Genomic DNA, 24,386 nt, shown 5'->3' with positions numbered 1-24,386 from the left:
GACATGACTGAACTCCCGGGGCTCTCCGGCAGGGCCGCGCTCGTCACCGGCGCCAGCCGCGGCATCGGCTACGGCGTCGCCGAGGCGCTCGTCGCGCGCGGCGACCGCGTCTGCATCACCGGCCGCAACGAGGACGCCCTCGAGGAAGCCGTCGACAAGCTCGGCTCGGACCGCGTCATCGGCGTCGCCGGCAAGGCGCACGACGAGGCCCACCAGGCCCTCGCCGTCGAGCGCACGATGGAGGCCTTCGGACGCGTCGACTTCCTTGTCAACAACGCCGGCACCAACCCGGTGTTCGGGCCGATCGCCGACCTCGACCTGAACGTCGCGCGCAAGGTCTTCGAGACCAACGTGATCTCGGCGCTCGGCTTCGCCCAGCGCACCTGGCACGCCTGGCAGAAGGACAACGGCGGCGCGATCGTCAACATCGCCTCCGTCGCGGGCCTGTCGCCCTCGCCCTTCATCGCCGCGTACGGCGTCAGCAAGGCAGCGCTGATCAACCTCACCGCACAGCTGGCGCACGAGTTCGCGCCCGGGGTGCGGGTCAACGCGATCGCCCCGGCCGTCGTGAAGACCAGGTTCGCCGCCGCCCTGTACGAGGGCCGCGAGGAGGAGGCCGCCGCCGGCTACCCGCTGGGCCGGCTCGGTGTGCCCTCCGACATCGGGGGCGCCGCCGCGTTCCTCACCTCGGAGCAGTCCGCCTGGGTCACCGGGCAGACGCTCGTGGTCGACGGCGGCATCTTCCTCAACGCCGGCGTGGCCTGACTGGGCGGCCTCCGACACCTCGAGATCGATCCCGGACAGGGGCGCCGTCGACGAGAACGGCGCCCCTGTCCGCGTTTCGAGACGACCGCGGCCATGACAACGTAGTCATCCCCAGATGATCAAAACCCCTGTTCACAAGGGGGTTCAGGTGACGTGGCGCTGCGGTATGGTCTGCCGACCTTGGTACGGCGGATCGAGGAGCGTGCGCGTGTTCAACCGGAACCGAGGCCTGCGGCGGGTCGCGGCCATCGTGTCCATGTCGTCGCTGGTCACCGGATGCGGCATCCTGTCGCCCGACAGCCCGGAGGACGAGGGGCCGATCGTCGTGGGGACGTCCAGCGCCCCCAGCACGTTGGATCCGGCCGCTTCCTGGGACGGTTCGTGGGAGTTGTTCCGCAACGTCTACCAGACGCTCCTCAGCTACCCCAACGGCGCGACGGCGCCCGAGCCCGACGCCGCCGAGAACTGCTCGTTCACCGACTCCACCCACCAGGTGTACCGCTGTGAGCTGCGCGAGGGCCTGACCTTCTCCAACGGGGACCGGCTGGACGCCAAGGCCGTCAAGCACTCGATCGACCGGATCAAGGACATCAACGTCAACGGCGGCCCCGCCGGTCTGCTGGGCAGCCTCGAACGGGTCCAGGCGCCGAGCGAGCGCGAAGTGGTCTTCCACCTCAACAAGCCCGACGCCACCTTCCCCTTCGTGCTCGCCACGCCCGCGATGTCGATCGTCGACCCCGGCGGCTACCCGGCGGACGCCCTGCGCGAGGACGGCGAGGTCGTCGGCTCGGGCCCGTACACGCTCCGGTCGTACGAGGAGGGCGAGCGGGCCGAACTCGTCCGCAACGACCGCTACAAGGGCTTCGCCGAGCGCCACAACGACGCGGTGACCATCCGCTACTTCAAGGACTCCGCCGGCATGGTGAAGGCGCTGCGCGGCGGGGAGATCCAGGTCACCTATCGCGGCCTCGCGGCCGACGATGTCATCACGCTGCAGGGCGGGGCCGCCAAGGAGGACGACCTGCAGCTGGTCGAGGGCAGCGGTACGGAGATCCGCTACCTCGTCTTCAATCCCGAGGACCCGTGGGCGGGCCGCAAGGAAGTGCGCCAAGCCGTCGCCCAGGTGATCGACCGGGCGGCGATCGCCCACAAGATCTACCGGGACACCGTCGACCCGCTGTACTCGATGGTCCCCAAGGGCCTGACCGGCCATACCACGGGCTTCTTCGACGACTACGGTGATCCCAGCGTCCCCAAGGCCCGCGAGCTCCTCACCGACGCCGGCATCACCGAGCCCGTCCCGCTGACCCTCTGGTACACCAGCGACCGCTACGGCTCCGAGACGGCGCAGGAGTTCAAGGAGGTCAAGCGCCAGCTCGAGTCCTCCGGCCTGTTCACGGTCACTCTCGAGAGCCGCCCCTGGAAGACGTACGTCGAGGGCTACCAGAAGGGGGAGTACCCGGTGTTCGGACGCGGCTGGTCCCCCGACTTCCCGGACGCGGAGAACTTCATCGCGCCCTTCGTCGGGGAGCAGAACGCGCTCGGCACGCCCTACCTCGCACCGGAGATCACCGGTGAGCTGCTGCCGCGCTCACGCCAGGAGAGCGACCGCGCCAACGTGGAGAAGGAGTTCGAGCGGGCGCAGCAGATCCTCCTGAACGACGCCAGGCTGCTCCCGTTGTGGCAGGGCAAGCAGTACGTGGCCGTCAGCACGGACATCTCGGGGGCGGAGCAGGCCATGGACCCCTCGTCGATCATGATGATGTGGCAGCTGTACCGGAAGACCAGCTGGTAGGCGCCGTCGAGCGCCGGCGGGCGGTCCGATTGTCAGTGGTCGCCGGTAGGTTCTTCAGGAGTGGAAGCGACCGCACAGCGTAAGGAAGTTGACGTGACCGACATCGCCATGCTGCCCGAGTCCTGGCGCGAGGTGCTGGGCGGCGAACTGCACAAGCCCTACTTCAAGGAGCTGATGGAGTTCGTCGAGGAGGAGCGGGCGAACGGCCCCGTCTACCCCCCGCGCGAGGAGGTCTTCGCGGCGCTGGAGGCCACACCGTACGACCAGGTGAAGGTGCTGGTGCTCGGGCAGGACCCGTACCACGGCGAGGGCCAGGGCCACGGTCTGTGCTTCTCCGTCCGGCCGGGCGTGAAGGTGCCGCCGTCCCTGCGGAACATCTACAAGGAGATGCACGCGGAGCTGGACATCCCGATCCCGGACAACGGCTGTCTGATGCCGTGGGCGGAGCAGGGTGTCCTGTTGCTCAACGCGGTGCTGACGGTCCGGGCCGGCGAGGCGAACTCGCACAAGGCCCGCGGATGGGAGCTGTTCACCGACGCGGTGATCCGCGCGGTGGCCGGCCGGCCGGACCCGGCGGTGTTCGTGCTGTGGGGCAACTACGCGCAGAAGAAGCTGCCGCTGATCGACGAGACGCGGCACATGATCGTCAAGGGCGCCCACCCCTCGCCGCTGTCGGCGAAGAAGTTCTTCGGCTCCCGTCCGTTCACGCAGATCAACGAGGCGGTCGCGGGGCAGGGGCACGAGCCGATCGACTGGGCCGTCCCTCCTCTGGGCTGACCATGACGGGTGGGCCGTTTCGTCACCGGCCGACCCGTGCGCGTCACGGACAGCCTGACCGGTATTTCCGGTAAGTGCCGTTAGCGTCGTCGGGACAGCCGACGACGGGCACGGAGGACGCGGTGACCGAGGGACAGGAGCAGGCGGCGCCGGATGCCGTGCTGACGCGGATCGGGCAGGGCGTCATGCTGCACCACGCGGGCGACCGTGAGGAGGCCCGGCACCGTTTCCTCGGCCTGTGGGCGGAGCTCGGCGAGCACGGCGATCCGCTGCACCGCTGCACCCTGGCCCACTACCTGGCCGACACCCAGGACGATCCGGAGGACGAGCTGGCCTGGGACCTGCGGGCGTTGTCGGCCGCCGAGGAACTCACGGAGGACCGGCCCGCCGAGTGGTGCCGCGGCACGCTCGCCGCGCGTGCCCTCTACCCCTCGCTGCACCTGAACCTGGCCGCCGACTACGACCGTCTCGGCCACCGCGAGGCCGCCCGCGTTCACCTGCGACGAGCCCGCGGCGCGGCCGAGTTCCTCGCCCCGGACCGCTACGGCGAGGGGGTGCGCGCGGCGATCGATCGGCTGGAGCGACGACTGGGCGACGGCGGGCCCACGCCCGATCGGCACGGCCGGCCGGACGGGCGGTGGGGACCACCACGACAGCGGCCCTAGGGGGTCCGTCCCGAGGCCCGCGTCAGTGACGTGAATTTCGCCCGCTCTCCCGGTGGGAGAGGGGTGCGGCTCAGCGGCCGTACGCCTGCTCGCAGATGGCCGACTGGGGGCTGCCCGGCCGCCAGCCGCCGTACTGCTTGCCGAGGGAGCACACGTCCACGTTCCGGCCGGCGTCCTGGCCCGCCGGCGGCGGAACGTCGGGGACCTGGGCGCGAGGTCGCTCGGGACCGTGCGCCCGCTCCGGCGCCTTGGAACGGCCGGGCCGCTGCTGCTCTTCCGGGTGGGCGCGGGCGGCCGGGGCTTTCCGTCGCGGTGGGACCGCCGGGGGTGTGGTGCGGCCCGGCTCGCCGGAGGCGTGGTCGGACGTCGGGGAGGGGCCGATCATCTCCAGTGCCTCGCGGGCCGGGGCCTGCACGACCCGCGGCTCGGCCGCGCCGTCCGGGTGCGGCGCGGACGAGCGGGCGCCGGCCGCCGACGGGTCGGCCGCGGCCGGACCCTGGACCGTGGTACAGGCGGTCAGGGCCGAGACAGCCACGGTCACGAGGAGCGTTGCGGTGGTCGTCGTTCGATGCACCCGTGCCACTCTGCTGGGTCGGGCCCCGTCCGCGACGCCGGACGAGCGGAGGTTGCCCCGCACGGGTGATCTCCGGCCCCGTACGGAGTCCCCGGGGCCGTCGAAGGTGACGTCAGTCGCCCGTGGCGCCGTCGAGGCGTTCGCGGATCAGGTCGGCGTGCCCGTTGTGGCGGGCGTACTCCTCGATCATGTGGGTGTGGATCCAGCGCAGGGTGTACCGCTCACCGGTGCGCCGGTGCCTGCCGCGGGTCGGTTCGTCGAGGGGGAAGCCGGCCGCGTTGCGCCGGGCCGCCTCGATCTCGGCCTGCCAGGTGGCGTGGACCTCCTGCCAGGTGTCCGCCTCGGTCACACGGAAGTCGCCGTCCAGGTCGTCGTCGGAGTAGTGGATCGGACCCGCGTCCTCGTCCGCCAGCACCCTGCGGTACCAGCTCCGCTCCACATCCGCCATGTGCCGCACCAGCCCCATCAGGGAAAGGGCGGACGGGGCCACGGAGGCGGTCCTGAGCTGGGCGTCGGTGAGGCCCTCGCATTTCAGCGCGAGGGTCTGCCGGTGGTACTCGACCCAGCCCTCCAGCATGGTGCGTTCGTCGGCGTCCTTGGCGGGTTCGCGGCGTTCGTTGGTCATGTCGGCATCCTCACCGACGAAGACCTTCGCTGACCAGAGGATTTCAGCCGTCCAGCATGCCGTTCAGCAGCTCGCGCACTCCCGCCCGGACCTCATCGAGGCCCGGCACCTCCGCGTGGAAGGACCCGGCCACGCAGCTGAACATCAGCCCGTCCGCCCAGGCGACCAGCGACAGCACGTGCCGGGCCGGTTCGGCCGAGCCCATCGCCGTGACCAGAGCGCCGAGCTGCTCCCGGAAGCGGGCGCCCGCCGAGTCGTAGTGGGCCCGCAGCTCGGGGCGGCGCGTGGCCTCGAGGGCCAGTTCGTAGCGGGCCAGCGTCAGTTCGCGGTTGCGGGTCAGCGCGCGGTGCGTCGCCAGTGCCAGGGCGTCCACCAAGGAGTCCATTCCGTGGCGCGGGTCCGGCATCTCGTGCAGCGCCAGCACCCGCGCCTCCCGGTCGGCCAGGCGCCGCACCGCCAGTTCCAGGAGCGCCTGCCTGGTGCGCGCGAGGTTGGACGTGGAGCCCTGGGGGAGTCCGGCCGCCTCGTCGACCGCACGGTGCGTGAGTCCGCGCATCCCGCGCTCGGCGAGCAGGGCGAGGGCCGCGTCGGCGACGAGGTCGGCCCGGGAGGTGCCGGCCGGGGGCGAGGGAGGAGCGGTGCGTCCGGACATGGGGATCAACCTACCCGCCTCACTACACCTGTAGTACAGTCGGGGCGGGAAGCGCCACTACAGCTGTAGTGAGCGAGTGGTGAGTCGGAGGAGGAGCCATGACACGGACCAGGCGGGCCGTAGTGATCGGCGGCGGGATCGGCGGTCTGACCGCGGCGGCGGCCCTGCACCGCCGCGGCCTGCGGGTCACCGTCCTGGAGCGCGCCCCCTCGCTCCAGCCGGTCGGCGCGGCCATCTCCCTGTCGCCCAATGCTTTGCGCGCCCTCGACGTCATCGGTCTCGGCGAGGAGATCCGCGACCTCGCCGCCTGGCAGGGCGACGGGGGACTGCGCACGCCGGGCGGGCGCTGGCTCTCCCGTTCCGACGCCGAGGCCGCGGCGGCACGGTTCGGCGGTCCGCTGGTGCTGCTGCAGCGGGCCACCCTCATCGACCTCCTGGCCGCGCGACTGCCGCCCGGTGCCGTCCGCACCGCCGCCGACGCGACGCTCGCCGACCCCGGCGGCAGCGACCGGCCGGCCCGGGTGCGTACACCCGACGGCGAGCTGGAGGCCGACCTGGTCGTCGGAGCCGACGGCATCCGCTCCGGTGTACGCGGCACGCTGTTCCCGCGCCATCCCGGCCCCGTCTACTCCGGCTTCACCACCTGGCGTGTGGTGATCCCGGTACCCGGCGTCGAGTTCGCCTCGCACGAGACCTGGGGCCGGGGCCGCATCTGGGGCACGCACCCGCTGGGGGACGGCCGGGTCTACGCCTACGCCGCCGCCGTCGCCCCGGCCGGCGGACACGCCGCCGACGAGAGGGCCGAGCTGCTGCGGCGGTACGGCGACTGGCACGAGCCGATCCCCGCCGTCCTCGCCGCCGCCCGGCCCGAGGACGTCCTCCGGCACGACGTGCACCACATCGCCGAGCCGCTGCCCGCCTGCCACCAGGGCAGGGTCGCTCTCCTCGGGGACGCCGCGCACGCCATGCCGCCGACCCTCGGTCAGGGCGGCAACCAGTCCGTCGAGGACGCGATCGTGCTCGCGCACCACCACGACGACCTCGCCGCCTACACCGCCGCCCGGCTCCCCCGTACGACCGCCGTCGCCCGCAGGGCCGTCCAGGTCGCCCGGCTCAACCTGATGACCAACCGCGCCGGGATCGCCGTACGCGACACCGCGATGGCCGCGCTGTCCAAGGCCGGGCCCGCCCTCTTCCTGCGCGGCTTCGACGGCATCGCCGACTGGCGGCCCCCACAGCGGCCGTATGCTTCCCAGCAGACCCAGGTCGGCGAACGATAGAGGAGCACACCCCGTGAAGGTCGGCTGCATCGGACTCGGAGACATCGCGCAGAAGGCCTACCTGCCGGTGCTCGCCACCCTCCCCGGCGTCGAGCTGCACCTGCAGACCCGTACCCCGGCGACGCTCAGCCGCGTCGCCGACGGACTGCGCCTCCCGGACGGGCAGCGCCACGCGGACCTCGACTCGCTCCTCGCCGAGGGCCTCGACGCCGCCTTCGTGCACGCGCCGACGGCCGTCCACCCGGAGATCGTGACCCGTCTGCTGGAGGCCCGCGTCCCGACCTACGTCGACAAGCCGCTCGCCTACGAACTCGCCGACTCCGAGCGACTGGTGGCCCTCGCCGAGGAACGCGGCACCGGCCTCGCCGTCGGCTTCAACCGACGCCACGCCCCCGGGTACGCGCAGTGCGCCGACCATCCGCGCGAGTTGATCCTCATGCAGAAGAACCGCATAGGCCTGCCCGAGGAACCGCGCACCATGATCCTCGACGACTTCATCCACGTCGTCGACACGCTGCGCTTCCTGGCGCCCGGCACGGTGGACGACGTGACGGTGCGCGCCCGCGTCGAGGACGGCCTGCTCCACCACGTCGTGCTCCAGCTCGCGGGGGACGGCTTCACCGCACTCGGCGTCATGAACCGGCTGAGCGGCTCGGCGGAGGAGATCCTCGAGGTCTCGGGCCAGGACACCAAGCGCCAGGTGGTCAACCTCGCCGAAGTGATCGACCACAAGGGCCAGCCGACCGTGCGACGGCGCGGCGACTGGGTCCCGGTGGCCCGACAGCGCGGTATCGAGCAGGCGGTGCTCGCCTTCCTCGACGCCGTGCGCGCCGGCAAGGTGCTCAGTGCCCGGGACGCGCTCGAGACCCATGAGCTGTGCGAGCGGGTGGTGCGGGAGGTGGCGGTGCGCTCCGCCTGACCCGTACTCCCCGTACGCCCTCGGCGGCGGCCCAGGCCGCGAGGACCAGCAGCGCCGCGTGCAGCGTCCAGTCGCCGTGGCGGACGTAGGGTGTACTGCCGTGCGTGAGCGGCACCTCGTACACCCGCGACGCGCTCGCGTCGGTGCCGAGCCAGGAGCCGATCCGCGCGCCGTTCGCGTCGTAGACGGCGGAGACACCGGTCAGGGTCGCGTGCACCATCGGGCGGCCGGTCTCGGCGGCGCGCAGCGCGGCGAGCGAGGCGTGCTGCTCCGGTGCCCAGGTGTGCTGGAAGGTCGACGTCGACGACTGGGCGAGCAGTACCTCGGCGCCGTCGGCGGCCAGCCGACGGCTCATGTCGGGAAACGCGCTCTCGAAGCACACCATCGGTCCGATCCGCAGTCCGTCCCCGACGTCCATCACCACCTGCTCGGTGCCCCGCCTGCGGTCCTCGCCCGCCGCCTCGCCGACGGAAGTGGCCCAGCCGAGCAGCGAGCGGGCCGGGACGTACTCCCCGAACGGGACGAGCCGCATCTTGTCGTACCGGTCGCCGGTCGGGCCGTCGGGGCCGACGAGCACGGAGCTCTTGTAGATGCCGGGCTTGTCGGAGCGCCGCGCGTCCACGTTGACCAGGATGTCCGCGCCGGTCTCCCGCGACAGCGCCGCGAGCCGCCGGGCCAGGTCGGGCCGGTCGTCCAGGTCGAAGCCGACACTGCTCTCGCCCCAGACGATCAGGTCGAGGTCCCGGTCGGCGAGCCGGCGGGTCAGCTCCTCCTCGCGGTCGAAGCGCCGGTCGGCGCTCGCCGCCCCGGCGACGACGCCGGGCTGCACCACGGCGATCGCGGCCCGCTCGCCGTCCGCGTCGGGCCGCGGCGACCAGACCCAGGCCGCGGAGGTGGCGGCGACGGTGGCGACCAGCCCGGCCAGGGCGGGCATCCGGGCCCGGCGGACGGCGACGAGCACCGCGACGGCGACATTGACGGCCACCACCAGGAAGCTCAGCAGCCACACTCCACCCACCGAGGCGAGCCGCAGCGCCGGTGCCACCTGCCACTGGCTCGCACCGAGGACACCCCAGGGGCCGCCGAGCCCCTCCCAGGAGCGGACCAGCTCCACCGCCAGCCAGCCCGACGGCAGCACCAGCAGGGCCGCCGCGGCCCGGCCGGCCGAGGGCGCCCCGCCCAGCAGGCGGCGCACCAGCCAGCCCCACGGCGCCCAGAGCGCGCCGAGCAGCGCGGCGATGACGAACGTGAACACGTGCAGGTTGGGCAGCAGCCAGTGATGCATGGCCAGCATGAACCCGAAACCGCCGCACCAGCCGTCGTACGCCGCCCGCTTCCAGGTCGGCGCCGTCCGGGCCAGCAGCAGCCAGGGCACCAGCGCGACCCAGGCCCACCACCACAGGGCCGGACCCGGAAAGGCGAGTACGGGCAGCGCGCCGACGACCGCCGCGGCAGCCGAGCGCCGCCACGGGGAGGCGAGCCAGTGGCTGAGCGTCTTCATGGCGCCTCCCTACCCCGTGGTCCCTTCAGTGTGCGCTCTCGAGAGGGGCGGATTCAGTTGATCGGACCGCACGCTCGCGACGTGGCGTGCCAGGCCGGTGACCTCCCTTACGATGATCGATGATCGATCAAACGTCTCCCGATCTACTGCTGGAGGTAACTCATGGAGCGTCCCGTCACGGTGGTCACCGGTGGCAGTCGCGGAATCGGCGCGGCGACCTGTCTGCGGCTCGCGGCGGACGGCCACGACGTCGCCGTGGGGTACGTGCGGGACCAGACGGCCGCCGAGGCGGTCGTGGCGGGGGTGCGCGAGGCGGGCGGCCGCGGTGTCGCGGTACGGGTGGACACGTCGGTCGAGGCCGACGTCGAGCGGCTCTTCGAGGCGGCGCGGGAGCGGCTCGGGCCGGTGACGGGGCTGGTGAACAACGCCGCGGTGACCGGTCCGCTGGGGCGGCTCGCCGACAGCGACACCGCCGACCTGCGCCGGGTCATCGACGTCAACCTGCTGGGCGTGCTGCTGTGTGCCCGGCGTGCCGCGCGGCTGATGACCGAGCGGGGGAGCGGTGTGATCGTGAACGTGTCGTCGGGCGCCGCGACCATCGGCAGCCCCGGGGAGTACGTCCACTACGCGGCGTCCAAGGCGGGCGTCGACGCCCTGACCCTGGGCCTGGCCAAGGAGCTCGGGCCGGACGGCGTCCGCGTCAACGCCGTCGCGCCCGGGGTGGTCGACACGGAGATGCACGCGGCGATGGGCGCCCCGGACCGGGCGCTGCGGATGGGGTCCGCCGTTCCCCTGGGCCGTGCGGGCCGGGCGGAGGAGATCGCCGCGGCGATCTCCTGGCTGATGTCGCCGGACGCGTCCTACACGACGGGAACGGTGCTGCGGGTGGCCGGTGGCCGCTGAAACCTGAACGTGCACCGCGGGTGGACGCCGAAGCCGGGCGGGGTCGAGGGCGGGCGGGCTGAGGGCGGGCCGCGCCGGCCGCGCCGGCCGTCAGGCCGCCTCGATGACCTCGCAGCGGATCGCCGTCGCCCACTCGACCACCAGCAACTCGTACTCCACACGCTCCTGTGCCGACAGGGTCCCGCCCGCGCGCCGCCACAGCGCACGGATCTTGTCGTTCAGCTCCGAGGCGGACCGCACGGAACCAGGAGTCACGGAATCGGGGGACATGCGGACAAGCCTAGGGGCAAGCACTGACAGTGCGCTACCGGACGGCTACTCAGGCGGATGCGGTCAGCCCGACGACTCCGCGGCGTGCGGGCTGAGGGCACTCGTCGCGACCAGGGCGATGATGACGATGCCGAGCGCGATGCGGTACCGGACGAACGGCATGAAGCTCTTGGTCGAGATGAACTTCCGACTCCGTCAGCGGACCCTCGCGAAAGATCGAGGCCAATAAGAGCCTTCGCCGTTCATGGCGGCGACCGTCCCGTACCTCGCCGGTCGACAGGAGCGCGGCCCATGAGCGGTTTCCACCATGAACCGTGACCACTCACAGTCCAAGATCTACTTTCCCACAGGGCCTAAAAGACGTCGCGCAGGGTCTCCAGGAGGCAGGCTATGTTCTCTTCGTCGCGGCGGTAGTAGGTCCACTTGCCTCGCCGGGTGGCGACCACCAGCCCGGCCTGCCGCAGCGTCGTGAGGTACTGCGAGGTGGTCGGCTGACTGAGACCGGCGCGCCGCTGGATGTCGCTCACACAAACACCGATCTCGACATCGCCGGGCTTCTGGCCAGGGAAGCTCATCGGCTCCTTGAGCCACACCAGCATCTGGCGGCGGGCTGGATTGGACAGGGCCCGGAACACAGCCAACAACTCCGCCTCCGAGAACACGCACTCATCCTAACGCAGGCATGCATTGATGATTCGCAATGTGTCGATTTATAGTGGCCGCGTGTCTACTTCAATGCGTGTGATGGAACTCGTCAGCTTCGGTGGCGCGGACACCGCGTTCGCCGCCCGAGAGTTGCCGCGGCCTGCTCCGGGACCCGGCCAGGTACTGGTGCAGGTGATGGCCACGTCCGTGAATCCCCTTGATCTGCAGACCCGGCGCGGCGACTACCGCGACCAGGTCGCGTTGCCCGCGGTGATCGGCAACGACGTGTCCGGAGTGGTGGTCGAGACCGGCCCCGGGGCGGACGATTTCCAGCCGGGTGACGAGGTCTGGTACCTGGCGCCGGTGTTCGCCGGGCAGGGAACCTATGCCGAGTTCCACGTGGTAAACCAGGCACTGATCGCCCGCAAGCCCACGCGCCTCTCGCACGTCGAGGCCGCCGGTCTCGTGCTCGTGGGCGTGACGATGTGGGAAGCGCTGGTCGAACGCGCCGCGGTGCGGGCCGGGGAAAGGGTCCTGGTGCACGGCGGAGCGGGCGGGGTCGGTTCGGTCGCCATTCAGATCGCCAAGGCGCTCGGAGCCGAGGTGGTCACCACCGCGCGGGCCAGGGACCACGAGTTCGTCACCGAACTGGGCGCCGACACCGCGATCGACTTCTCGGCCGGTGACTACGCGCCGCAGGTCCGCGCGATGGGCGGGGCGGACGTCGTCCTGGACACCATAGGCCGGGACACCCTCACCCGCAGCCCGGAGATCCTCGCCGACCGTGGCCGTGTGGTGTCCATCGTGGACACCCCCGAACCCCAGAACCTGCTCGCCGCGTGGGGCGTGAACGCGACCTACCACTTCATCTTCGTCAGCCCCGGCCGGGCGAAGCTCGAGGCCCTCGGCCGACTGGTCGACCAGGGCAAACTCCGACCGGTGATCGGTGCTGTGCACCCGCTGGCCGACATCGCGCAGGCACACGCACTGCTGGAAGGCGGCTCTACCGCCGAGGGCCGTAGCCGCCCCCGCGGCAAGATCGCCATCGCCGTGCACCCCCTGACTTAAGGCCGCCGAGCCTGCCTCCGGCCCGGCGCACCCGATGGGTGTACGAGCCGAGTCGGCCACTGCGACCGGTCTGGTGGTCCCCGAGAGGTGAGCGTGAAGCGGCGGACGAGCGGTGACGGTTCGGGCCCGGAGGCGGTGGGCGACGCATTCGCATCGTCGGACGTGGCGCGGGCGAGCGTGCCAGGAGCGGCGGGCGATCGGGAGCGAGGGGTCTCGACATGGGAATGCGGCCTGAAGGAAATCTCCTCGGATCGCAGTTCGGAATCTGTATACGCTTTCGCAGCCGACCTGTGCGCCGGCCTCCAGCTGGGCCCCGGCCCGGGACGAACCAGGGGGACCAGTTGACCACCACGAAGACCGCGAGCCCGGCAGTAACGGTGCCCGACCGTACGCCGGGCGCCCCCGTCGCCCTCTTCAGCGACGCGGCGTCCGCGGTGACGAGAGCCGTGCCCGGCGCGGCCCGGAACCTGCCGCGGCCACTGGACACCCTGACCTGGCAGGAGCCCTCCGCCCTGGAGGACGTGGACGACGACGCGCGGTGACCGCATGGCCCGGGCGACGTCGCCTCTCGCCGCTCGGCTGATCAGCCCAGACGCCCCACCACGATCACCGGTTGTGCCAAGCAGAGTGGTCCTCGTTCCACTGCTCCCGGGCGCGGACCCTCTCCACTTCGGCGTCCAGACGTTCGATGCGCGTTCCGTCCTCGATGTGGACATCGGCGTGCGACGAACCAGCGTGGTACCGGTGGCGCTGGCTGACCATGACCACGGTCCGGGCGATAACCGCCTGGCTCGGCAATGCCATCGCCGTCGACACGAATGGCCCCGCCGGGCCGTCCGGCACCGAGATCCAGTCGTCCTCCTGGCCTGGCAGGGGAAGATCAGGCCTCCTCCCTGAGGGCCGGTGCCCGAGGGAAGACCTGCGAGCGCCGGTTCAAGACCGGCGGTCTACCTGGCGAGCGCCTCCTGTTCGAAGACGGCCACCTGGAAACTGTCCCCGGGGCCGCCATCTGCCGGAGCATGGCGAGCTCTGAGGCCACCCGGCGCCATTCCTCCGCGCGGTCACCGGTGATGCTCCGGTCCGTGGGCAGTGTGGTGAGGGTGCGGGTGACGAAGGCGTGACGGGCACGTTCTCGGCCTGCGTTGCCTCGCATGGCCGGGGGCAGAGGCGGGAGGCGGTCGGCGAGGCGCTGGACGCGGAGTCGAGTGTCCGGGGCGGGCATCGGGGTCCTCGAAGTCGAAGGGCGGTCGGGCGGGTTCTGGCTTGCCGCTGCGCGCCGGTCCGGTGCCGTCGCGGACTACTACGACGGCACCGGACGGGGCGGAGTGAGTTCGGGGGGGGCACCGGCCAGGGCGGGGAGGGAGCTACTCACCCCGGGTGCTCGACCCGAAGAAGGACCAGGTCGGTTCGTCTCCCGGCGTGCGCAGCAGCAGTGCGGTGGCGCCGGAGCTGACGATCAGGCCGTAGTCCTCGATCAGGCCGTCGCCGAGTCAGTCGGCGTCGTCCTCGCACAGCGGCCCGCCGTCTTGACCGTCGAAGCACCCGTCGGCGCGCAGCCGGTCGCGGCTGTTGGCGACCTTCACCTCGGTCACCTTCGACAGGTCCGCGCGGGGCCGGAACGGATCGTGCGGCTGTTCGGCGTCCTGGGCGGCGAAGGCCGCTTCGGGCGTGGGCCCGCTCGCCGTGAAGCGGAACAGCATGGGGGCAGTGATCATGTCGGTCCTCACACCTGGGGGCGGGGCGCCGGGTGTTCGGTCTGCTGGCCGGGGCCGCTGCTGAGGGCGTGCACGAACCGGCGCAGGGCGACGGGGATGGTGCCCTCCAGCTCCGGTACGCCCTCTCGTCCGCCCCTGGCGGGGAACCCGACGGCGGCCGGAGCGCCGCTCACTGACAGACGCAGGCCACCGATCACGGCGCCTGCCCGGCCCGTGCGTCCCACCCTCATGACCATCTTTCGGGCGGCCTCCCGGCTCGAAGAACCGCGAGCCCGCCTGAACGCCCCGAGGACCAGGCCTAGTTGACGCGTCAATCACCGACCTTTAATGTAGATGACGCGTCAACCAAATGGTGGGGGTCGCCGGCCCGGCCATCCGTATCTGCCTCACTGCGGGGCATCGAGATGCCGGGAGCCGCCGGAGACCCGCGGACGCAAGGCTTCAGAAGGGGAATCCCGTGAGTTCTGAGAACAAGACCGGACTCGGCGCGCTGCTGACGCCCGAGGACAGCGTGCTCGCCCTCATCGACCATCAGCCGTTCCAGTTCGCCAACCTGCACAGCCATGAACCGACGATGGTCATCAACAACGTCGTCGGGCTCGCCAAGGCAGCCAAGGTGTTCGACGTTCCGACCATTCTGACGACCGTCCTGGAGGAGCGCGGCGGCCTTCTTCTCCAGGATCTGCAGGATGTGTTCCCGGAGCAGAAGCCGATCAACAGGACCCTCATCAACACCTGGCAGGACGAGCGTGTCGTGGATGCCGTCAAGGCGACCGGGCGCAAGAAGCTGATCATTGCCGGCCTATGGACGGAGATCTGTGTGGCCATGCCGGCGATACAGGCGGCGGGCGAGGGCTTCGAGGTCTACGTTGTCACCGACGCGTCGGGCGGTGTGTCGAAGGAGGCCCACGACATGGCGGTGCAGCGCATGATCCAGGCGGGCGTGGTCCCGGTCACCTGGCTGGCCGTGCTGGGCGAGTGGCAGCGGGACTGGGCCCGCGAGGAGACCGTGCAGGGTGTCGCCGGGGTCCAGGCACAGCACGGCGGTGCCAGCGGTGTGGCCTTCGCCTGGGAGATGCAGTTGCTGGCCACGCCCACGGGAGAAGAGGCCTGACATCGCTGCCGCCCCGGCACTGATCCGTTTCGGCTACCGCCTGTCGTTGACCCGTTTCTCGCGGACACCACCCGGCCGGTTCCTCCGGCCCATGAAATCCGGCGCCAGGACGCCGACAGCCGCCGCGGGGATTCGTCCGGTACGACGACGCGTACGACGTGGATCTCACCGCCGGGCGACGGCGGCCCATAGCGGCCTGCCGAGAACGGGCTGCCGGATGGTCCGGCGGCCCGTGTCCGTCGACCCGGGGACGGGCATCAATCGAGGGGGAGTCGACGCGGCCCGGAATACTCGCGCCGAGTGACACCGTTGTTCGCGTGGGCACCGGCCGTACGCGTTGCCGGAGAGCCGCATCGGGAGGACGGAGCACCGGCGTGGACGTCTTCCTCGTGGGCATCACCGGTGGTATCGGGGCTCTGCTGGCGGCACGGCTTCGATCGCGAGGCGACACCGTGCACGGGTTGACCCGTCGAGACGATCAGCAGGCCGACCTGACAACACGAAGCTTTCACTCGCGAGTCGGCGAATTGGCCGACATGACGGTGGAACAACTGGCAGCGGCCCTCGGCAAGGTCGACGCCCTTGTCTTCAGTGCCGGATCGAACGGCGGCAGCAGGGGCGTCACGACGGCCGTCGACGGCGATGGAGTCGTCGAAGCGATCAAGGCGGCACGCCTTGCCGATGTGGAGCGCTTCGTGCTGGTGTCGGTGCTTCCGGAATCATGGCGGGAGCGCGACCTCGGGGACGAAGTCGAATAGTACTTCGCCGTGAAGAAGAGCGCGGAGGTCGCACTCAGCCGCAGCGGACTGAATTGGCTGATTGTCCGTCCCTCGCTCCTCCTGGACGATCCGGGAACCGGCACCGTGTCGCTCGGCCCGGCGGAATTCCATGGGGAGATCGCTCGCGAAGACGTCGCCGCCACCCTCGCCGAACTCCTCCACGAGCCCCGGATCGGTCGGCAGATCCTCGAACTCGACACGGAGTCCACACCCATCGAGGAGGCGGTCCGTGCAAGCGTCCGTTCCTGACGACACGCTCACGAGTCAGGAGGGACGACGAGCGCAGTCACCGAACGGGACTCAGCGGCTGTCTTGAGACACTCACTGATGCGACGACGCCACGGCGGTTGTGCTGTTGACGATGACCGCGGTCATGGTGCGTGCGACCGCCTCGCCGGCGGCTCCGGCACCCCAGTTGCCGCGTTCCAGCTCCCGGGCCCGGTCGATCACCACCGAGGTCCAGGGGATCTGCGGATCGAACTGGGGGAGCGTACCGCTGGCCCAGATCAGAGCCGCCAGTGCGGCGATGCGAGCCGTTGGCTCCGCACGGTCGACGAGGACGTCGCGGACTTCTTCGAGGAGACCGGCCCGACGCCCGTTCCGGCTGTCCTTGAGGACGGTCGTCCTGAAGAAGCCGAACACCTTGCGGCTGTCCCTGCGAATGTCGCCGCGGGCGATGAGGCGTTCCAGCACAGGGTGGTGGAGTCCCGGGCCGATCGCGGGGAGCACCGTCTGCACGCCGCGTGGTCTGTCCGACACATACTCCCAGGCGGAGAGGAGGATCTCGTCCGACGGCGGCGGCTTGTCCCGGACGGCTTCCACGGTGACGGCCCCGGCCCGGGTTGTCGTCACGGCTACGGATTCGTGAAGGGCGAGGTCCGCGAGCGCGGCTCCGGCGAGCACGTGGAAGAGAGTGGTCTCTCCGGCGACGACTCCGGACTCGGGTTGAAAGAGCAGAAGCGGGAGGTCCTCGGGCAGGGTGGGGGAGTCCGGACCAGTCGCGGTCCCGGGTGTCCCTGTCCTTGCCTCGGTGGATGGTTCGTCAGCTTGTTCAGTCATGTGCAGGGTTCCTTCCCTTACCGCCCGGAGCGCGTACGGTCAACGGCGTGTCACCAGAGGCGGGCCGGAGACCGCGCCCGTTCTGATCGGTGTGCGCCGCGGTGCGGATTCCTCCCTACGTGATCAACCGCCCTGACCTTCTCCCGCGAACGTGGCGTGCAGGTCGGCGCGGTCCACGTGGTCCACATGGTCCACGAGCATGACTCGGCCGTCATCGCCGGGATAGGGATCGGGCATGACCGATTCCGGGTCGACCAGGTAGACCTCGTGACCACTCAGCGTCAGCCGGCGCGCGACCTCCAGCAGCACGCGCCGCGCCACGTCGTCGATCGAGTAGACCCTTGTCAGGTCCAAAGCCACCCTGACGTCCGCAGGGGGAATGTCCATGGCTTCCTGAACAACTCGCTCGGCCCCGGCGAAGCCGATGCCCCCTTGCAGTTGCAGGACCCGGAGCGCGTTCGGTCCGCTGCCAACGACATGGTGGGACCGCACGACGGCACGTGCAGCGGCGGGAACCTCCATCACATGCAGACCCATGTCGGAAGAGAAGCGTTCGAACAGTGACACCCCGCGAACGCTGTTCCCGTGACCATCCAGCCGTGGTGAGAACGTGGCCATGCCGATCTGTCCCGGGAGCGCGCCGATCAGGCCTCCGGCCACCCCGCTCTTCGCCGGGATGCCGACCTGGGTCGCCCAGTCACCAGCGGCGTCGTACATTCCACAGCTGAACATGACGCTCAGCACCTGACGCACCACCGGTTCCGGCACCACCTGCTCGCCCGAGAGCGGGTTCTTCCCACGGTTGGCCAACGTCGCGGCCATCATGGCGAGATCTCGCGTGGTGACGAGCACCGAACATTGGCGGGTGTAGCCGTCCACGATGACCCTCGGGTCCTCGGTGAGGACGTTGTGGTTGCGGAGCATATGGGCAATGGCGAGGTTGCGGTGCGCGTGCTCCATTTCTGACACACACACCGCCTCATCCATCTTCAACCGCCGACCCGCAAACGCCGAGAGACCGTGGAGCACGCGTTCCACACGCTCCCTCGGTTTCAGGCCCTCTGTGCCGGCCAGCGAGTGCACGGTGATCGCGCCGGCGTTGATCATGGGATTGAGAGGGCGCCCCGTATCGCTCTCGAGCGAGATTTCGTTGAACGCCTCTCCGGACGGCTCGACACCGACTTTGGCGAGCACGGGGTCGAATCCACGATCGGACAGCGCCAACGCGTAGACGAACGGCTTGGAGATCGATTGAATGGTGAACTCGGTATCGATGTCACCGGCACCGTAGACCTCTCCGTCAATCATGGCGAAGGCCGCACCGAGGCGCTCGGGGTTCGCTGCCGCGAGCTCAGGGATGTATCCCGCCGGCTCCCCGGACGTGTCCGGCTCCACGTCTCTCAATGCCTCGGCCAGATAGTCGGGAATGATGGGCCGCATTCGTCCTCCATGCATCATGGCAGTCCTCACGCTGAGAGAACCGCGTTCCGTCCGTCCTGGGGCCGGGCTGCACCTGGCGGCGTGTCACTGCGTCACAGTGTCGATGTACTCCACGGGGATGACTTGACGCCCCGCCGGGTCCGGCGCGCGTGATCACTCCTGTGTCCTCGGTGCGCCCCGTCAGAACGCCCCGATGTCAGCGGTGAATTGGCCTCCCTGTCCCCGTCGGCGCGGAGATGTGCAAGAGCTGATCGAGCCGGCGATGTGGAGGGCGACCGTTGCAAGAGCCCCTGTCCACGACGCCCGCGCCCGGCGAGGCGGCGGACCACCCGTCACCGACGGGCAGCTCACGCCGTTGACGGAGGTGCCGGGCGGCACCCGGCCGTCCCCCCCCGTACGTGAGCGTGGACGTCGCCGTGGGGGTTTCGAGAGGTCGGGCGCGGGAAGCCGTAGGTCGCACGGGAAAGGCTCGCCTGCTAGCGGCAGTTGATGCTTCCTTGCCTGTCGCGCACCTGGTGTTCCGCGGGGCTGACCGCCCGCGGGGCCGACCTGCCGGGCGAGCGGAGTGCAAGTCGTCGGCCGTGAACAGCCGGTCCGGTCTTTTTCGTGGTTGGTTCTCATGGCGAAGTGGGCTTTTCGTGTGCGTTCCGCTTGAGGAAGTGTCGAGAGTGCCTGTCGAGTGCGGGCTCGATGTCGAGATCGCGCCTTCCCGGCCCGGGAAGTGGCAGGTCGGGGGGCGCCAGGGGTGGCACGCCCTCGGCGGCCTCGCTGCACCTTAAAAAACCATATGTGCGGTTTTTGGTTGACAGGTCGGACAGGTTCATTTAATGCTATGAGCTGACATCGCTCGGGTGATCGATCCCGTCCGGGTGCAGGCAGGTCGCCGTTTCCGTGTCGAGTGACCGGTTGCCGGTGGGTGTGAAACGTTCCGACCGTGGTGACAACACGTGGTGACAACAGGGGAGACAACGTGGACATCGCTTTACTGGGCGTGCTGGCGGTGCGGGAGAACGGTCTGTCGATCACACCGACCGCTCCCAAACCCAGAAAAGTGCTCGCCCTGTTGGTGCTGCACGCGGACCGGGTGGTGCCGGTGTCCGTCCTGACCGAGGAACTGTGGGCCGGTGCGCCGCCGCGCAGCTCGCGCACCACGCTCCAGACGTACATCCTCCAGATCCGTGACCTGATCGCGAAGGCCCTGAAGCGGGGCGGGAAGCAGGGGACGGCAAGGGGCACCGAGCGGCGCACCCCCAAGGACGTCCTGGTCACCTCGCCGGGCGGATACATGCTGAACACGGGCGAAGGGTCGCACGACGTCCGGGAGTTCGACCGGCTCGTCGGCGCGGGGTACCGCGCCATGGACGCCGAGGACTACGGGAAGGCGGCACAGCAGCTGCGTACGGGCCTGGACCTGTGGTCGGGCTCCGCGCTGACCGACGTGCAGGCCGGATCGCAGCTCAGGACGGAGATCCGGCGACTGGAGGAGAGCCGGCTGTGCGCCATAGACCAGCGCATCGAAGCCGACCTGCGCCTGGGGCGGCACCGCGAACTCCTTCCCGAACTGACGATGCTGGCCAGCCGCCACCCCACCCACGAGAACCTGCACGCCCAGTTGATGACCGCGCTGCACGGCTCCGGACGGCGTGGCGAGGCCCTGGAGACGTACCAGCGCCTGCGCGGCATCCTCGTGCGGGAGTTGGGCCTGGAGCCCTCCGCCCGCCTGCGCGGACTCCAGCACTCCATCCTCATGGCCGGTCCCGAGGAGCCCGTCCCGCAGGGCGACCCGGGCGTACGACTGGCCCCCACCAGCTGACGTACCGAAGGCCCCGCTGCGGCGCGCACCATCCTCGGAGCGCCCGCCGCCGCCTCGCCGTCCCGGCGGGGCGAATCGTCGAGAAGGAGCAGGCGTGAGCACCTGGGACGCCGAAGTCGCGGTCGTCGGTGTGGGCGCCTGGGGCGCCTGTGCCCTGTGGCGCATGGCCGACCGGGGCGTGGACGTCCTGGGCATCGAACAGTTCGAGCCCGGTCACCCCCTCGGTTCCTCGCACGGCGGCTCACGGATGTTCCGCATCACCTGCCTGGAGCACCCCGGTCTGGTCCCGCTCGCCCGGCGTTCCCTGGAGCTGTGGCACGAACTCGCCGAGGCCTCCGGCACCCCCCTGTTCGACGAACGGGGCGGACTGCTGATCGGCCCCGAGGACGGAAGGGTCGTCGGCGGGACCCTGTGCGCGGCCCGGCAGCACGGCATCACCGTGCAACGGCTCTCCCACAGCGAACTGACCGAGCGGCACGGCCAGCATGCCGCCCTCGGTCCGCAGGACATCGCCGTGTGGGAACCCTCCGCCGGCATCCTGCGGCCCGAGGAGTCCGTACGCGCCGCCGTCCGTCTCGCCCGCTCCGCCGGCGCGCCCGTGCTCACCGGTACCCGGGTGCACGAGGTGACCCCGGTGCCCGGGGGCGTGGAACTGCGCACCGCCTCCCGCACCCTGCGCGTGCGCCAGGCCGTCGTCACCGTCGGCTCCTGGCTCGGCGGCCTCGTCCCCGGCCTGCCGCTGACCACCTTGCGCATGCCCATCACCTGGTTCCGCTCCCGCACCGGGGACGGCCGTCACACCCTCGACCGGTTCCCGGTGTTCATGCGCGACCTGCCCGGCGGGCAGGTCCTGTGGGGCAACGGCAGCGAAGGCCCCCATCCCGTCAAGCTCGGCCTGGAGATCCACGGCCGCCCCGGCCGGCCCCTCGACCCGCGCACCGACGACCGCTCCGTCGTCGCCGAGGACTGGACCGACCTCGCGGCCGTGCTGGAGACCCGCCTGCCCGGGCTGGAGCCGCACCCCGCCAAGGTCTCGGTGTGCATGCTGACGGCCACCCCCGACGGGCAGTTCGTCCTCGGCCGCCCCGGCGGCGATCCCCGCCTGGTGCTCGCCGGCGGCTGCAACGCCCACGGCTTCAAGCACGCCACTGGGATCGGCGAGGCGCTGAGCGACCTCGTCACCGGCGGCACACCCCGGATGCCCCTGGACTTCGCCTCACCCGACCGGGCGGCCCTGCACTGACACCGTCGGGTGAATACGCCGTGATCCTCACTCCCCGGAGTGAACGTGGTGCGCACGGCAGGCCGGTGAGCGGACATGATCGCGTGATCTGTCCACGCGCCCGCACGGCAGCGCGACGCCCTTCCGCGCGCCGCCCGACGGGGCCACCGCGCCACGAGGGGAACCCCCGCCTTGCCCACCGAACGATCCGGCGCCCGGGCGGGTGCCCAGGCGCGCCCCGGGGATCCGTCCACCACCTGTGAGACCACCGTGATCCCCGTCCCCGGCGACGGTCCCTACGCCGTGGCCGTCGCCGCCGACGGGGCCCTGTGGGTGTCGCTCGCCCGTTCCGGGAACCTCGCTCGCGTCAAGGACGGGGAACCGGCCCGGCTCCACCCGGCCGGCGGCGCCTCGGCGCGGCCCACCGTCGTCGCACCGGGCCCCGGCGCCCGGACCATGTGGGTCACCCAGTTCCTGGGCGACGCGATCACGGGCGTCGGCACCGTCGACGGACGCACCGTGCGGGTGCCGCTGGACCGGGGAGCGGGACCCTTCGGCATCGCCACCGGTCCTGACGGCGCCCTGTGGTTCACCGAGCTGAACGCGGACCGTGTCGGACGGCTCCCGCACCCCGAAGTGGTCCTGGAGGGCCGCCCCGCGGTGGTCGAGGAGTTCCCGTTGCCGGTGCGGGCCGCCGGAGCCGCCGGCATCACCGCGGGCGCCGACGGTGCCATGTGGTTCGCCCTGAGCCAGGCCGACATGATCGGACGCATCGGCGCCGACGGTTCCGTACGCCTCCACCGGCTGCCCACCCCGGGGGCCCGGCCGGTGGACATCACCGCGGAACCCGACGGGACCCTGTGGTTCACCGAGAACGGCGCCGGACGCATCGGACGCATGACCGGCGACGGACAGGTGGACGAGGTGGCGCTGCCCGGCGGGGCCGCCACCAGGCCGCACGGCATCACCGCCGCGGCCGACGGCGGCTGCTGGTTCACCGCGTGGGGAACCCGCCGGGTCGGCCGCGTCACCCCGGCCGGTCGGGTACGGATGTACGAACTGCCCCCCGGCGTCAGTGAGCCGCACGGCATCGTCGCGGCCGCGGCGGGCAGCGTCTGGACGGCGACGGAGAGCGGGGAGCTGGTGCGGCTGACGCCGCGCTGATCGGGGCGGGACCCGCGGCCCCGCCCCGATCCGTCAGGACGTCGGCGCGGCGAGAGGCTCCCGCCGCACCACGTCGGCCGCCCACCCGCAGGCCAGCAGCGCGGCGGCGGCACACACCGCCAGCGCGGCACCGAAGCCGTGCCCCGAGTCGCCCAGCGAGAGACCCGACAGGGCGAGACCCACCGCGCCGCCGAGCTGCTGGCTGGAGTTGACCAGCGAGGCGATGACACCGGAGGTCCGCTCGTCGGCGTCCCGCGCCGCGGACGACGCCGCGGCCGGCAGCCCGGCGCCCACCCCGACCGAGAACAGCAGGATGCCCGGCAGGAGCCCGGCGTAGCCGAACTCCTGGGAGGCCGCCCAGGCCAGCAGCAGCGCGCCCACCGCGGTGCCCGCGCACGCCACGGTCAGGACCCGGCCCGCCGTGAAGCGCACCGTCGCGCGTTCACCGGCCTTGACCCCGCTCAGGGACCCGAGCGCGAACGGCACGTAGGCGAGGCCGGCCTCCAGCGGCGTGAATCCCAGCCCGTTCTGCAGGTACAGCGTCAGCACCAGGAACCCCTGGAAGGTCGCCGCGGACAGCAGCACGGCCGCCACCAGCGCCCGCGCCCGCACCGGGGAGGCGAAGACGCCCCTGGTGACCAGGGGGTTGGCCGAACGCCGCTGGTCGAGGGCGAACGCGGCGAGCAGCACCAGCGACAGCACGGCACACGCCGCGGCCACCCCCGGGCGGCCGTCACCGCCGAGCGACAGCAGGGCGTACACCAGGAGCGCCAGACCGCAGGTGAGCAGGGCGGCGCCGCCCCAGTTGAGTGTCTGGTCGCCGTTGGGGCGGTGGATGCCGCGCAGCAGCCGGGGCAGGAGCACCAGGGCCAGCGCCGCGACCGGCAGGTTGATGAAGAAGACCCAACGCCACGACCAGTACTCGGTGATGACGCCGGACAGGATCAGACCGGCCAGCGCACCGGTCACCGCCGTGGCACCCCACACCGCGAACGCCTTGGCCCGTGCCGCCGGTTCGGTGAACACCAGCGTCAGCAGGCCCAGGACGGCCGGTGCCACCAGGGCCGCGCCCAGGCCCTGGAGGGCGCGGGCGCCGATGAGCTGCCAGGGCTCGGCGGCCAGGCCGCACAGCAGCGAGGCCAGCGCGAACACCGCGGTGCCCGCGGCGAAGGTGCGCACCAGGCTGTAACGGTCGCCGAGCCGGCCGCCCAGGACGAGGAAGCCGCCGAAGGCCAGCATGTAGGTGTTCACCACCCACACCAGGGACGGTCCCGAGAAGCCGAGGTCCTGCTGGATGGTGGGCAGCGCGATGTTGACGACGTTGTCGTCCAGGGTCAGCAGGAGCTGGGTGAGGCAGAGGATGGCCAAGATCACGCGCGGGTGCGAGGGAGTCGTCCGGGGCGCTTCCTGCGACGTGCTCGTCATGGGTTCAGCGGTCCTCTCGTGACGTGCGGAGATCGGAAGTGGCGTTGCGGCGCACGCGCGGCCCCGAGGGGGCGGGCGCGGCGGGGCGACGGCTCACGGGAGGAGGCCGGGCTAAGGGCATCGGGGTGGAGGCTCGCCTCGCAATACGTGGGGGTACGGGCGCGGTGGTCCGGTCGTCCGCTGGCCCCCGCGGAACGCCGCGCAGGGCCGACGCGG

25 protein-coding genes and 2 pseudogenes are annotated in these 24,386 nt (G+C 71.3%); 14 read left to right on the top strand and 13 right to left on the bottom strand.

Going from position 1 to position 24,386, the window contains the following annotated elements; all coding sequences use genetic code 11:
* Positions 1-3 precede the first annotated feature (3 nt).
* From ABEA26_RS01460 to ABEA26_RS01445, 4 genes are all read left to right on the top strand, one after another.
* Positions 4-765 (top strand): SDR family oxidoreductase, encoded by a 762-nt coding sequence (locus ABEA26_RS01460; RefSeq protein WP_345588375.1) that lies wholly within the window; start codon positions 4-6, stop codon positions 763-765.
* A 208-nt stretch (positions 766-973) separates the two neighbouring features.
* Positions 974-2,560: an ABC transporter substrate-binding protein gene (locus ABEA26_RS01455; RefSeq protein WP_345588374.1), complete on the top strand. Its 1,587-nt coding sequence runs from the start codon at positions 974-976 to the stop codon at positions 2,558-2,560.
* Positions 2,561-2,653: 93 nt separating this feature from the next.
* A complete protein-coding gene (gene ung, locus ABEA26_RS01450; protein ID WP_345588373.1) occupies positions 2,654-3,337 on the top strand; it encodes a uracil-DNA glycosylase in 684 nt (227 codons plus the stop codon).
* A gap of 122 nt (positions 3,338-3,459) precedes the next feature.
* Positions 3,460-4,002 carry a hypothetical protein gene (locus tag ABEA26_RS01445; RefSeq protein WP_345588372.1) on the top strand — a complete coding sequence of 181 codons (543 nt, stop codon included), beginning with the start codon at positions 3,460-3,462 and terminating at the stop codon, positions 4,000-4,002.
* Between the two features lie 70 nt (positions 4,003-4,072).
* On the opposite strand, the gene ABEA26_RS01440 is transcribed toward ABEA26_RS01445, so the two are convergent.
* The 3 genes from ABEA26_RS01440 to ABEA26_RS01430 all read right to left on the bottom strand — a co-directional run bounded on the left by ABEA26_RS01440 (position 4,073) and on the right by ABEA26_RS01430 (position 5,853).
* The gene (locus ABEA26_RS01440; RefSeq protein ID WP_345588371.1) at positions 4,073-4,537 is read right to left on the bottom strand and encodes a hypothetical protein; all 465 of its coding nucleotides are present in this window, start codon (positions 4,535-4,537) and stop codon (positions 4,073-4,075) included.
* Between the two features lie 151 nt (positions 4,538-4,688).
* Positions 4,689-5,201: a DinB family protein gene (locus ABEA26_RS01435; protein ID WP_345588369.1), complete on the bottom strand. Its 513-nt coding sequence runs from the start codon at positions 5,199-5,201 to the stop codon at positions 4,689-4,691.
* Positions 5,202-5,244: 43 nt separating this feature from the next.
* Positions 5,245-5,853 (bottom strand): TetR/AcrR family transcriptional regulator, encoded by a 609-nt coding sequence (locus ABEA26_RS01430; protein WP_345588368.1) that lies wholly within the window; start codon positions 5,851-5,853, stop codon positions 5,245-5,247.
* Between the two features lie 98 nt (positions 5,854-5,951).
* Here ABEA26_RS01430 and ABEA26_RS01425 point away from each other — a divergent pair, with 98 nt between their 5' ends.
* Together ABEA26_RS01425 and ABEA26_RS01420 are read left to right on the top strand one after the other, a co-directional pair.
* On the top strand, positions 5,952-7,133 hold the full coding sequence (locus ABEA26_RS01425) for an FAD-dependent monooxygenase (protein WP_345588366.1): 1,182 nt from the start codon (positions 5,952-5,954) through the stop codon (positions 7,131-7,133).
* 13 nt (positions 7,134-7,146) lie between these two features.
* Positions 7,147-8,052, top strand: coding sequence for a Gfo/Idh/MocA family protein (locus tag ABEA26_RS01420; protein ID WP_345588364.1), 906 nt, complete (start codon positions 7,147-7,149; stop codon positions 8,050-8,052).
* Here ABEA26_RS01420 and lnt read toward each other — a convergent pair.
* Positions 7,976-9,553, bottom strand: coding sequence for an apolipoprotein N-acyltransferase (lnt, locus tag ABEA26_RS01415; RefSeq protein ID WP_345588362.1), 1,578 nt, complete (start codon positions 9,551-9,553; stop codon positions 7,976-7,978). The genes ABEA26_RS01420 and lnt overlap by 77 nt on opposite strands.
* Before the next feature lie 162 nt (positions 9,554-9,715).
* Here lnt and ABEA26_RS01410 point away from each other — a divergent pair, with 162 nt between their 5' ends.
* The gene (locus tag ABEA26_RS01410; RefSeq protein ID WP_345588360.1) at positions 9,716-10,456 is read left to right on the top strand and encodes an SDR family NAD(P)-dependent oxidoreductase; all 741 of its coding nucleotides are present in this window, start codon (positions 9,716-9,718) and stop codon (positions 10,454-10,456) included.
* Positions 10,457-10,546: 90 nt separating this feature from the next.
* Here the strand turns inward: ABEA26_RS01410 and ABEA26_RS01405 are convergent, their stop codons facing one another.
* The 3 genes and pseudogenes from ABEA26_RS01405 to ABEA26_RS01395 all read right to left on the bottom strand — a co-directional run bounded on the left by ABEA26_RS01405 (position 10,547) and on the right by ABEA26_RS01395 (position 11,388).
* Positions 10,547-10,726 (bottom strand): hypothetical protein, encoded by a 180-nt coding sequence (locus ABEA26_RS01405; RefSeq protein ID WP_345588359.1) that lies wholly within the window; start codon positions 10,724-10,726, stop codon positions 10,547-10,549.
* Between the two features lie 63 nt (positions 10,727-10,789).
* Positions 10,790-10,912, bottom strand: a pseudogene (locus ABEA26_RS01400) (UDP pyrophosphate phosphatase); the annotation flags it as partial.
* Between the two features lie 167 nt (positions 10,913-11,079).
* Positions 11,080-11,388 (bottom strand): ArsR/SmtB family transcription factor, encoded by a 309-nt coding sequence (locus ABEA26_RS01395; protein ID WP_345588357.1) that lies wholly within the window; start codon positions 11,386-11,388, stop codon positions 11,080-11,082.
* A 73-nt stretch (positions 11,389-11,461) separates the two neighbouring features.
* On the opposite strand from ABEA26_RS01395, the gene ABEA26_RS01390 reads away from it, so the two are divergent.
* On the top strand, positions 11,462-12,439 hold the full coding sequence (locus ABEA26_RS01390) for a zinc-binding dehydrogenase (RefSeq protein WP_345588400.1): 978 nt from the start codon (positions 11,462-11,464) through the stop codon (positions 12,437-12,439).
* Positions 12,440-12,780: 341 nt separating this feature from the next.
* Entirely contained in the window at positions 12,781-12,981 is a 201-nt protein-coding gene (locus ABEA26_RS01385) for a hypothetical protein (protein ID WP_345588355.1), read from the top strand.
* A 64-nt stretch (positions 12,982-13,045) separates the two neighbouring features.
* On the opposite strand, the gene ABEA26_RS01380 is transcribed toward ABEA26_RS01385, so the two are convergent.
* The 3 genes from ABEA26_RS01380 to ABEA26_RS01370 form a co-directional block, all read right to left on the bottom strand.
* Positions 13,046-13,243: a hypothetical protein gene (locus ABEA26_RS01380; protein WP_345588353.1), complete on the bottom strand. Its 198-nt coding sequence runs from the start codon at positions 13,241-13,243 to the stop codon at positions 13,046-13,048.
* 686 nt (positions 13,244-13,929) lie between these two features.
* Complete coding sequence (locus ABEA26_RS01375) at positions 13,930-14,154, bottom strand: hypothetical protein (protein WP_345588352.1); 225 nt, start codon at positions 14,152-14,154, stop codon at positions 13,930-13,932.
* A gap of 8 nt (positions 14,155-14,162) precedes the next feature.
* The gene (locus ABEA26_RS01370) at positions 14,163-14,327 is read right to left on the bottom strand and encodes a hypothetical protein (RefSeq protein ID WP_345588351.1); all 165 of its coding nucleotides are present in this window, start codon (positions 14,325-14,327) and stop codon (positions 14,163-14,165) included.
* A gap of 284 nt (positions 14,328-14,611) precedes the next feature.
* On the opposite strand from ABEA26_RS01370, the gene ABEA26_RS01365 reads away from it, so the two are divergent.
* Together ABEA26_RS01365 and ABEA26_RS01360 are read left to right on the top strand one after the other, a co-directional pair.
* Positions 14,612-15,268, top strand: coding sequence for a hydrolase (locus tag ABEA26_RS01365; RefSeq protein WP_345588349.1), 657 nt, complete (start codon positions 14,612-14,614; stop codon positions 15,266-15,268).
* Between the two features lie 158 nt (positions 15,269-15,426).
* A pseudogene (locus tag ABEA26_RS01360) lies at positions 15,427-16,296 on the top strand (NAD(P)H-binding protein).
* Between the two features lie 72 nt (positions 16,297-16,368).
* Here ABEA26_RS01360 and ABEA26_RS01355 read toward each other — a convergent pair.
* Together ABEA26_RS01355 and ABEA26_RS01350 are read right to left on the bottom strand one after the other, a co-directional pair.
* The gene (locus ABEA26_RS01355; protein ID WP_345588347.1) at positions 16,369-17,106 is read right to left on the bottom strand and encodes a GOLPH3/VPS74 family protein; all 738 of its coding nucleotides are present in this window, start codon (positions 17,104-17,106) and stop codon (positions 16,369-16,371) included.
* Between the two features lie 123 nt (positions 17,107-17,229).
* Positions 17,230-18,546, bottom strand: a complete 1,317-nt coding sequence (locus ABEA26_RS01350; protein WP_345588345.1) for a glutaminase — start codon at positions 18,544-18,546, stop codon at positions 17,230-17,232.
* A gap of 970 nt (positions 18,547-19,516) precedes the next feature.
* Between ABEA26_RS01350 and ABEA26_RS01345 the strand changes: the two genes are divergently transcribed.
* From ABEA26_RS01345 to ABEA26_RS01335, 3 genes are all read left to right on the top strand, one after another.
* A complete protein-coding gene (locus ABEA26_RS01345) occupies positions 19,517-20,359 on the top strand; it encodes an AfsR/SARP family transcriptional regulator (protein WP_345588343.1) in 843 nt (280 codons plus the stop codon).
* A gap of 94 nt (positions 20,360-20,453) precedes the next feature.
* Positions 20,454-21,602 carry an N-methyl-L-tryptophan oxidase gene (gene solA, locus ABEA26_RS01340; protein ID WP_345588341.1) on the top strand — a complete coding sequence of 383 codons (1,149 nt, stop codon included), beginning with the start codon at positions 20,454-20,456 and terminating at the stop codon, positions 21,600-21,602.
* A gap of 171 nt (positions 21,603-21,773) precedes the next feature.
* Complete coding sequence (locus ABEA26_RS01335; protein WP_345588339.1) at positions 21,774-22,745, top strand: Vgb family protein; 972 nt, start codon at positions 21,774-21,776, stop codon at positions 22,743-22,745.
* 33 nt (positions 22,746-22,778) lie between these two features.
* On the opposite strand, the gene ABEA26_RS01330 is transcribed toward ABEA26_RS01335, so the two are convergent.
* A complete protein-coding gene (locus tag ABEA26_RS01330) occupies positions 22,779-24,170 on the bottom strand; it encodes an MFS transporter (protein ID WP_345588337.1) in 1,392 nt (463 codons plus the stop codon).
* Between the last annotated feature and the right edge of the window lie 216 nt (positions 24,171-24,386).

The sequence above is a fragment of the Streptomyces marokkonensis genome (assembly GCF_039539045.1).
Classification (GTDB): domain Bacteria; phylum Actinomycetota; class Actinomycetes; order Streptomycetales; family Streptomycetaceae; genus Streptomyces; species Streptomyces marokkonensis.
The sequence above is the reverse complement of the archived record's forward strand: the minus strand, read 5'-3'. Positions and strand labels throughout refer to the sequence as shown.

Bases quoted from the DNA above. Each gene is read 5' to 3' on its own strand.
- ABEA26_RS01430 (WP_345588368.1), bottom strand. From the start codon at position 5,853: ATGTCCGGACGCACCGCTCCTCCCTCGCCCCCGGCCGGCACCTCCCGG.
- ABEA26_RS01390 (WP_345588400.1), top strand. From the start codon at position 11,462: ATGCGTGTGATGGAACTCGTCAGCTTCGGTGGCGCGGACACCGCGTTC.
- ABEA26_RS01380 (WP_345588353.1), bottom strand. From the start codon at position 13,243: ATGGCATTGCCGAGCCAGGCGGTTATCGCCCGGACCGTGGTCATGGTC.
- ABEA26_RS01330 (WP_345588337.1), bottom strand. From the start codon at position 24,170: ATGACGAGCACGTCGCAGGAAGCGCCCCGGACGACTCCCTCGCACCCG.
- lnt (WP_345588362.1), bottom strand. From the start codon at position 9,553: ATGAAGACGCTCAGCCACTGGCTCGCCTCCCCGTGGCGGCGCTCGGCT.
- ABEA26_RS01405 (WP_345588359.1), bottom strand. From the start codon at position 10,726: ATGTCCCCCGATTCCGTGACTCCTGGTTCCGTGCGGTCCGCCTCGGAG.
- ABEA26_RS01355 (WP_345588347.1), bottom strand. From the start codon at position 17,106: ATGACTGAACAAGCTGACGAACCATCCACCGAGGCAAGGACAGGGACA.
- ABEA26_RS01375 (WP_345588352.1), bottom strand. From the start codon at position 14,154: ATGATCACTGCCCCCATGCTGTTCCGCTTCACGGCGAGCGGGCCCACG.
- ABEA26_RS01410 (WP_345588360.1), top strand. From the start codon at position 9,716: ATGGAGCGTCCCGTCACGGTGGTCACCGGTGGCAGTCGCGGAATCGGC.
- ABEA26_RS01435 (WP_345588369.1), bottom strand. From the start codon at position 5,201: ATGACCAACGAACGCCGCGAACCCGCCAAGGACGCCGACGAACGCACC.
- ABEA26_RS01350 (WP_345588345.1), bottom strand. From the start codon at position 18,546: ATGCGGCCCATCATTCCCGACTATCTGGCCGAGGCATTGAGAGACGTG.
- ABEA26_RS01460 (WP_345588375.1), top strand. From the start codon at position 4: ATGACTGAACTCCCGGGGCTCTCCGGCAGGGCCGCGCTCGTCACCGGC.
- ABEA26_RS01425 (WP_345588366.1), top strand. From the start codon at position 5,952: ATGACACGGACCAGGCGGGCCGTAGTGATCGGCGGCGGGATCGGCGGT.